We start from the raw sequence: 8,160 nt of genomic DNA on the forward strand, positions 1-8,160 counted from the left end.
CCCGCCTGTTCAAGCAGTCGGAGTTTATCGAGTCGTCGATTTCCAACGTGGAGGAAGCCCTGCGCGACGGCGCCATTCTGGTGGTCATCATCCTGTTTGCCTTCCTGCTGAACGTGCGCACCACGTTCATCTCGCTGGTGGCCATTCCGCTGTCGCTGCTGGTGACGGCCTTGGTATTTCGCGCGGCGGGTATCAGCATCAACACCATGACGCTGGGCGGCCTGGCTATTGCCATCGGCGAGCTGGTCGACGATGCCATCGTAGACGTGGAAAACGTGTACCGGCGCCTACGCGAAAACAAGCAGCTGGCCCAGCCCCGGCCGGTGCTCAAGGTGATTTACGCCGCCTCGTCGGAAGTCCGTAACTCCATTGTGTACGCCACCATCATCGTGGTGCTGGTGTTCCTGCCACTGTTTGCCCTGGAAGGCATGGAGGGCCGCATTTTTGCGCCCTTGGGCATTGCCTACATCACCAGCATCGTGGCCTCGCTGTTCGTGTCGCTCACCATCACGCCGGTACTCTGCTACTACCTCTTGCCCAAGATGAAGCAGATGGACCACCCCGAAACCGACGGCGGGCTAGTGCGCTGGCTGAAGAAAAAGGACACGCGCCTGCTCAGCTGGGGCTTGCAGCATCCGAAGCTGATTCTCACGTCTACCGCCCTGCTTTTCGTGATGGCCGCGGCGATGGTGCCCTTCTTCGGCACCGAGTTTCTACCGGCTTTCAACGAGGGCTCCCTGACGGTCAACTTCTCCGCCCCGGCCGGCACCTCGCTCGCCGAGTCCAACCGCCTGGGCACGCTGGGCGAGCAGCAGATGCTCAAGATTCCGGAAGTAGCCTACACCGCCCGCCGCACCGGCCGCGCCGAATTGGACGAGCACGCCGAGTCGGTGAACAACTCGGAAATCGAGGTAGCCTTTAAAACGGAGGAGGAGCTGGAGAAGGAGGGCAAAACCATGCGCAGCCGCGACGAAATCCTGGCCGACATGCGGGAGAAGCTCAGCCTGATTACGGGCGTGAACGTCAACATCGGCCAGCCCATCTCCCACCGCCTCGACCACTTGCTGAGCGGGGTGCGCGCCCAAGTGGCCATCAAGGTTTTCGGCAACGATTTGCTGGAGTTGCGCCGCTACGCCAATGAGGTGCGCGCTGCCGCCAGCACGGTGCCCGGTGTGGTCGATTTGCAGGTAGAAAAGCAGGTGCAGATTCCCCAGCTGCTTATCCGGCCCCGCGACGAGGCCCTGCGCGCCTACGGCATGGAGCGCGGCGAGGTGGTGCGCGATTTGGAAACGCTCTTCCAGGGCGCCGTCGTCTCGCAGATGCTCGACGGGCAGAAGCGCTTTGACTTGGTGGTGAAGCTGCCCGAAGCCGAGCGCAACGACATCGCCGCCATCGGCCAGACCCGCGTCGAAACGCCCTCGGGCGCCATGGTTCCCCTAAGCCAGGTGGCAGAAGTGCTCTACGAGCCGGGCCCCAACACCGTGAACCACGAGAATACCCAACGCCGCATCACCATCTCCCTGAACGTAGCCGAGCGTGATTTGGGCTCGACGGTCAAGGAGATTCAAGCGAAGGTGAATTCGCAGGTGAAGCTGCCCCCCGGGTATTACCTCACCTACGGCGGCCAGTTTGAAAGCCAGCAGTCGGCCTCGCAGAAGATTCTCTGGTTGAGCCTGTTTTCGCTGGCCGGCATCTTCCTGGTGCTGTTCTCGCACTTCAAGTCGAGCTACATGGTGCTGCAGATTATGCTCAACATTCCGCTGGCGCTCATCGGCTCGGTGGTGGCGGTGCTGCTCACGGGCGGCACGTTCAGCATTGCCTCGCTGGTGGGCTTCATCACGCTCACCGGCATTGCCTCGCGCAACGGCATCATGATGATTTCACACTACATCCACCTCGTCGAGCACGAAGGCGAGCGGTTCGGCATCCCCATGATTATCCGCGGCTCGCTGGAGCGGCTCGTACCGGTGCTGATGACGGCTTTGGTAGCCGCGCTGGCGCTGGTACCGCTCACGCTGGCCAAGGATGCGCCGGGCAAGGAAATCCTTTACCCCGTAGCTACCGTGATTCTCGGCGGCCTGCTCTCTTCCACGTTCCTCGACATCATCGTCACGCCGGTGGTGTTTTGGCTGGTGGGCGAAAAGGCGCTCGCCCAGTACTTCGCCTCGCACCGGGAAGCGGGCCTGGACGATGGCCCGCAGGAGTTGGATGCGCCCCCGTTTACCCCGCCGTCGGACCTGAGCCCGGTGCTGCCCACCCGCTAGGCGATGCTGCACGCCTTCTTGCACATCACCGTGCCCGGCCTCGTGGCCCTGGCTTTCTACCGGCCGCACTGGCGCCGCGTCTGGCTGGTGCTGGCCGCCGCGCTGCTGCTGGACCTGGACCACCTGTGGGCCATGCCCTTCTACGACCCGGACCGCTGCAGTATCAACTTCCACACCTTCCACACCTTCCACACCTACTGGGCCATGGCCGGCTACGTGCTGCTGCTACTGCCCGCCCGCACCCGGGTCTGGGCCGTGGGCTTTCTGCTGCACATGGGACTCGACTACACCGAGTGCTGGCAGCGTGGCATTTACCTGCCTTAACCCTTCCTGCTGATGCCTAATCGCTCCCCTGCCGCTGCGCCCACCACCGTGCTTTACATCAAGCACATGGTGTGCGCGCGCGGCATCCGGGTGGTGCGGCAGGAGCTGGAAGGGCTGGGCCTGCGGGTGCTGACCGTGCGCCTGGGCGCGGCCACGGTCGCGGGCACCGCCGAAGAGCTGGACTGGCCCCGGCTGCGGGCCACGCTGGACGGCGCCGGGTTTGCCCTGCTTGAAACCATCCACCAGACCCTGGCGGAACGGGTCAGGGTAACGGTCCATCGCCTGCTGCGTCAGCCGGGCGAAAGCCTGCGGCACCGGGCCTTTGCGGTGGCGGTGGCCCACGAGCTGGGCATGTCGTACGGGCAGCTCGGTGCCGCCTTTGCCCGGCTCGGGGTGGGCAAGACCTTAGCGGGGTACATCCTCGACCAGCGCCTGGCTTACGCCCAGGAGCTGCTGGCCGGCTCGACACTGGGCATCGGCCGCATTGCCCGGCAGCTGGGCTACAGCAGCCTGGCGCACTTCTCCGGCCAGTTCCGGCGCCTGGCCCGCTGTTCACCTTCCACGTATCGCCGCCTGCTACGCGCCGAAATGGCTCCGGTTGTGGGGAAGGAGGCCCCAAATTATGCAAGGGAAGGTGGCTAATATGTAAAACCATGGGCTACGGCTCAGGTATAACTTAGGCAGCGACCCGGTCGGGTTGCCTTGTTCGTTCACTTACCCCCCCCTTTCCCATGCATACCCAAAACCAAAGCCTGCTCGACGCCCTGAATGCCTGTATCGCCGCCTGCGAGCATTGTGCCACGGCCTGCCTGCAGGAAGACAACGTGAAGATGATGGCCCGCTGCGTCCTGTTGGACCGCGACTGCGCCGACGTGTGTGCCCTCACCGCCCGCCTCGTGGCCCGCGGCTCGGAGCACGCCGCCCATCTGCTGAAGGAGTGCGCTGAAATCTGCAAGGCCTGCGCCGACGAGTGCGAGAAGCACGGTGCCCACTCCGAGCACTGCCGCCAGTGCGCCGAGGCCTGCCGCCGCTGCGAGCAGGCTTGCCGCCAGGGCATTGCCGCTTAATTGTTACAATACCGTGTGAAGCCAGCCCGTCGCGTACGGGCTGGCTTTTTCGTGGGCTCCGACGTGGTAATTTTGCTCGTTCGCGGCTTAATTCTGTACGCCCGGCCTGGGCGGCGACCCTAATTTTACGGAGTCGTATTCCCGCTCCAATTACCCCGCTGATGACCCTGACTCCCGCACTGCGCAAATTCATGCTCACCGCCCACATCACGTTTTCAGTGGGCTGGCTGGGCGCAGTGGCCGTGTTCCTGGCCCTGGCCATCACCGGCCTGACCAGTTCTAATGCCTTGCTGGTGCGCACGGCCTACCTCGCCATGGGCCTGAGCGGCTGGTTTGTTATTGTGCCCTCCAGCCTGGGCTCACTAGCCACCGGCGTGGTGCAGGCGCTGGGCACGCCCTGGGGCTTGTTCAAGCACTACTGGGTGCTGGTCAAGCTGGTGCTCACGGTAGGTGCCACGCTGCTGTTGCTGTTGCACATGCAGCCCGTTACCTACCTGGCCGAAGTAGCCGCCAAGGCTGACCTATCCGCGACTGACCTGCGCGGGCTGCGCCTGCAACTGCTGGCCGATGCGGCCGCCGCGCTGGTGGTCTTGCTGGCAGCTACGGCCATTTCGGTCTACAAACCCTGGGGGCGCATCGGCCAGTGGCGGCAACAAAAGCAGGCGCATGCCCAGGCCGTGGCCGCCGGCCACGCAACTGTCCTGCCGACGCCTTGGGGCCACTATGTGCTTATCGCCGGGCTGGTGCTATTGCTGCTCTTTGTGGTGGGCAAGCACCTGCTAAGCGGGGGCATGAGCCACCATTAAAGCCCGGTCTGCGCCGTGACAGGTGGGCTATTGGTGGAATAGCGGCTACAAATCATGCAAGCCTGAAGCCTAATTCTGTACCCCATCCCGGGCACGTGCGGCTACTTTTGGTTGTTTTAATCCCGAACCCGCCCACCAAGGACGTCACGCATTTCCTCCCATGAAAACCCTCCAATTCAACACCAACATCAACTGCGGCGGCTGCATCAAAGCCGTAACGCCCACCCTCAACGGCGAGAAGGCCATTGCCTCCTGGCAGGTGGACACGGCCAATCCCAACAAAGTGCTGACCGTGACCGGCGACGTTACCGAAGAGCAGGTTTTGGCTCTCGTGGAAGATGCCGGTTTCAAGGCTACCAAGGCCTAACCTCTCTTTTAAGTGCTCCCACGACGTACGGACCGTGGCTATCTACTACTACCCCGCGGCCGTACCGGCGGGCCCATCTTTACTCCCAGAACCGATGAAACGCAAGATGATGATGTTCGGCGCCGCGGCGCTGCTCTCCGGCGGTGCTCTGTTTGGCTTCACCAGCCCCACACCCACCGCGGCTGACTGCCCGCTGAAGGGCACCCCCGATTGCCCGCTGGTGCAAAACTGCGCCCAGGCCGGCACTCCGGCCTGCACGGCGGGAGCCCCTAGCTGCTGCGCCGCTAAGTAAGCTACCCGATGCTCCTATAAAACGCCTGGCCCTGTGGCCGGGCGTTTTTCGTTTTGCCCCCCTTGAGCGGCCTGCAGCCAGGACTGAGGCAACTATTCAGCTACCGTGGTGCTTGAAATTATGCAACCGGGTGGCCCTTTGAGTGTAAACATTGTCCCGGCCCGACTACGTATGGTACACGACAGAGAACAGCAACGACCAGCCGGCGCGGGCCAGTGGTCCGCGCGGTCTCTCCCTCATCCATCGGGAAATGCCCCGGCGCTGCTGCTTGCGGTGAGCCGGGGTTTTTCCGTGTACCGGCCTTAGCTTAATCGGCTCTATGTTTTCAGATTTCCCCAATCTGCACCCCTTGGTGGTGCACTTACCCATTGTCCTGATACTGCTGGCCGCGGCATTGCAGGCCCTGCTGGTATTCAAGGACTGGCCCCAGGTGCGCTGGATTGCGCTGGCGGTAATGGCTGGGGGCTTTGCCGGGGCAGTGGCGGCCAGCACTGTGTTTCATGCGCTGCCCATGGGCCTATCGCCCCGGGCAGCCGCGGTATACGCAGCCCACGAACAGTTTGCCGGCTACACCACCTGGCTCTCGGGCATCACGCTGCTGTTGGCCGGCATCGGGTTTTACTTTAAGGTGCAGCGCCGGGCCTACGAGGTGCTGGTGCTCGTGGCGGCGGTGGCGGCGGCCGGCGCGCTTTCCGTGGCCGGGCATCGGGGCGCGCAGCTGGTGTACGTGGAGGGCGTGGGTCCCAAGGGCAACCTGCTCGACAAAAGCCACGGCCACGGCGGCGGGGAGGAAGAAATGCCCGGCATGGACATGCCGGCTGCCGGGGCAGACGCCCACAACGAGGAGCCCGGCGCAACCGACGAGACTCGCCAACCAGCGGGCACGACGCCGGGCAACGCCCGACCCGGAATGGAGGGCATGAACATGGACCCCGAGGCCGCTCAGCCAGGCCAGCGCAGTCAACCCCAGGAGCAGATGGAAGGCATGACAATGCCCAACCAACCGCGGGGAGGCCAACCGCAGCCAGCACCGGCCGGCAGGGCCGCGCGGCCAGGGACCATGGCTGATATGCCGGGGATGAACATGCCCGGCATGGGCACGCCGCGCCCCTCTGCCCCAGCCCCCAGCCGCCAAGCGCAGCCCGCCACTATGGACATGGGCACTATGCCGGGCATGGACATGGGGCCCGCCCGCCCGAAAAACAGGCCCCGGAACCAGCCTGCTATGGGCAACATGGGCACGATGAAGGGCATGGAGAACATGCCCGGCATGCAGCCCGCCGGCGGTCAAAAACCCGGCACGACCCGCCAACCTGCGAACGATATGTCGGGAATGCCAGGCATGAAAAAGGGCGAATCCATGCCCGGCATGGGCGATATGAAGGGGATGGACATGAAAGGAAAGGATGGCAAGGGCATGGATATGAAGGGTGCGGGGACCATGCCCGGCATGGCCATGCCCAGCCCTATGGACAAGTACCGCTTCGAGGACAACAACCCGGCGCGCACCCAACCTAAACGCAATAATTAAGTGACGATGCGAGTAATTTTTCTACTGGCGGCGCTGCTGGCCACCTTGCCCGCCTGGGCCCAGAGCATGTCCGGCATGCGCATGGCCAAGGGTACCGAGCCCCACCTGACCCAGTCCGCGCCGCCGGCCGCCCAACTGCAGGGCAAAGTCGTCACGCCCCGCACGAGCTACGTGGGCAAGCGGGTGGAGTACGACCTGTACGTCGACGAGCGCCTGGTCAACTTCACCGGCCGCACCCGCCGCGCCATCGGCATCAACGGCCAGATTCCGGCTCCTACGCTCACTTTCAACGAGGGCGACACCGCCGTGATTCGGGTGCACAACCAGATGCACATGGAAACCTCCATTCACTGGCACGGCATCCTGCTGCCCAACGAGCAGGACGGCGTGCCCTACCTTAACACGGCCCCGGTCGAGCCCGGCGGCACCCACACGTTCGTTTTCCCGCTGATTCAGAGCGGCACCTACTGGTACCACTCCCACACCATGCTGCAGGAGCAGGACGGCGTGTACGGCTCCATCGTCATCCACCCCAAGCGCATTCCCTACGAGATGAAGGAGTACGTGCTGGTGCTCTCCGACTGGACCGACCACAAATCCAAGGAAGTGCTGCGCTACCTCAAGCGCACCGGCGAGTGGTTTGCCGTGCAGAAAGGGGCTACCCAGAGCTACGGCGAGGCCCTGGCCGCCGGCTACTTCAAGGACAAGCTCAAGCAGGAGTGGGGCCGCATGCCGGCCATGGACCTGACCGACATCTACTACAACAAGTTTCTGACCAACGGGCAGGAAAAGGGCTATTTCAAGGACGCCAAGCCCGGGGAGGTGGTGCGCCTGCGCGTCATTAACGGCAGCGCCTCCTCGTACTTTTTTCTGCAGTACGCCGGCGGCCCCATGCAGGTCATCGCCGCCGACGGCATCAACGTGGAGCCCTTCCCGGTCAACAAGCTCGAAATTGCCACGGCCGAAACCTACGACCTGCTGGTCACGGTGCCCGCGATGGGCGCGGCCGAGTTCCGGGCCACGGCCAACGACATCACGGGCTACACCTCTACCTACATCGGGCAGGGCGAACCGATGAAAGCGCCGGACCTGCCCCGCATCAACTACTTCCAGATGATGCGCGAGATGAACAGCATGGAGGGCATGAGCGGCATGGACATGGGCGGCGCCGGCATGACCAAGGAGCAGGGCGGTGGGGAAATGAAAGGCATGGACATGTCGGGCCAGAAGCCTGCTAGTGGCTCACCGATGCCAGGCATGGACATGCAGCACGGGGCACCGCCGGCTGCCACAGCCCCCTCGCCGCAAAACCGGCCCGAGAATGCCCAGGAAAAAGCCGGCAAGAGCATGGGCAGCATGCAGGATATGGGCGGCATGTCGGGCATGGACATGGGGGGCATGGCCGGGATGGGCAGCATGGGCGGCAGCGCCGGCGACTTCAACTACAACCAGCTGCGGGCCCTGAACCCCACCACGCTCGACTCGACCAAGCAGTGGCGGGAAATCAAC

The 8,160-nt window shown here is 63.8% G+C and carries 9 protein-coding genes; all 9 read left to right on the forward strand.

The window, feature by feature from the left end:
* On the forward strand, positions 1-2,264 hold a 2,264-nt coding region (locus tag BUE15_RS20930; protein ID WP_073289181.1), incomplete at its 5' end, for an efflux RND transporter permease subunit.
* Between the two features lie 3 nt (positions 2,265-2,267).
* Entirely contained in the window at positions 2,268-2,588 is a 321-nt protein-coding gene (locus BUE15_RS20935) for a DUF6122 family protein (RefSeq protein WP_073289183.1), read from the forward strand.
* A gap of 12 nt (positions 2,589-2,600) precedes the next feature.
* Positions 2,601-3,230, forward strand: coding sequence for a helix-turn-helix transcriptional regulator (locus tag BUE15_RS20940; protein WP_073289185.1), 630 nt, complete (start codon positions 2,601-2,603; stop codon positions 3,228-3,230).
* Positions 3,231-3,319: 89 nt separating this feature from the next.
* Positions 3,320-3,655 carry a four-helix bundle copper-binding protein gene (locus BUE15_RS20945; RefSeq protein ID WP_073289187.1) on the forward strand — a complete coding sequence of 112 codons (336 nt, stop codon included), beginning with the start codon at positions 3,320-3,322 and terminating at the stop codon, positions 3,653-3,655.
* A 161-nt stretch (positions 3,656-3,816) separates the two neighbouring features.
* Positions 3,817-4,461 carry a hypothetical protein gene (locus tag BUE15_RS20950; RefSeq protein WP_073289189.1) on the forward strand — a complete coding sequence of 215 codons (645 nt, stop codon included), beginning with the start codon at positions 3,817-3,819 and terminating at the stop codon, positions 4,459-4,461.
* Between the two features lie 160 nt (positions 4,462-4,621).
* Positions 4,622-4,828: a heavy-metal-associated domain-containing protein gene (locus BUE15_RS20955; RefSeq protein WP_073289190.1), complete on the forward strand. Its 207-nt coding sequence runs from the start codon at positions 4,622-4,624 to the stop codon at positions 4,826-4,828.
* A gap of 94 nt (positions 4,829-4,922) precedes the next feature.
* On the forward strand, positions 4,923-5,120 hold the full coding sequence (locus BUE15_RS20960) for a hypothetical protein (protein ID WP_073289192.1): 198 nt from the start codon (positions 4,923-4,925) through the stop codon (positions 5,118-5,120).
* A 319-nt stretch (positions 5,121-5,439) separates the two neighbouring features.
* Positions 5,440-6,651 (forward strand): DUF2231 domain-containing protein, encoded by a 1,212-nt coding sequence (locus BUE15_RS20965; RefSeq protein WP_073289193.1) that lies wholly within the window; start codon positions 5,440-5,442, stop codon positions 6,649-6,651.
* A 6-nt stretch (positions 6,652-6,657) separates the two neighbouring features.
* The coding region (locus BUE15_RS20970; RefSeq protein WP_170865336.1) for a multicopper oxidase domain-containing protein at positions 6,658-8,160 on the forward strand (1,503 nt) is incomplete at its 3' end.

This window comes from Hymenobacter psychrotolerans DSM 18569, from assembly GCF_900142395.1.
Lineage (GTDB): Bacteria > Bacteroidota > Bacteroidia > Cytophagales > Hymenobacteraceae > Hymenobacter > Hymenobacter psychrotolerans.

Bases quoted from the DNA above. Each gene is read 5' to 3' on its own strand.
- BUE15_RS20935 (WP_073289183.1), top strand. From the start codon at position 2,268: ATGCTGCACGCCTTCTTGCACATCACCGTGCCCGGCCTCGTGGCCCTG.
- BUE15_RS20940 (WP_073289185.1), top strand. From the start codon at position 2,601: ATGCCTAATCGCTCCCCTGCCGCTGCGCCCACCACCGTGCTTTACATC.
- BUE15_RS20945 (WP_073289187.1), top strand. From the start codon at position 3,320: ATGCATACCCAAAACCAAAGCCTGCTCGACGCCCTGAATGCCTGTATC.
- BUE15_RS20950 (WP_073289189.1), top strand. From the start codon at position 3,817: ATGACCCTGACTCCCGCACTGCGCAAATTCATGCTCACCGCCCACATC.
- BUE15_RS20955 (WP_073289190.1), top strand. From the start codon at position 4,622: ATGAAAACCCTCCAATTCAACACCAACATCAACTGCGGCGGCTGCATC.
- BUE15_RS20960 (WP_073289192.1), top strand. From the start codon at position 4,923: ATGAAACGCAAGATGATGATGTTCGGCGCCGCGGCGCTGCTCTCCGGC.
- BUE15_RS20965 (WP_073289193.1), top strand. From the start codon at position 5,440: ATGTTTTCAGATTTCCCCAATCTGCACCCCTTGGTGGTGCACTTACCC.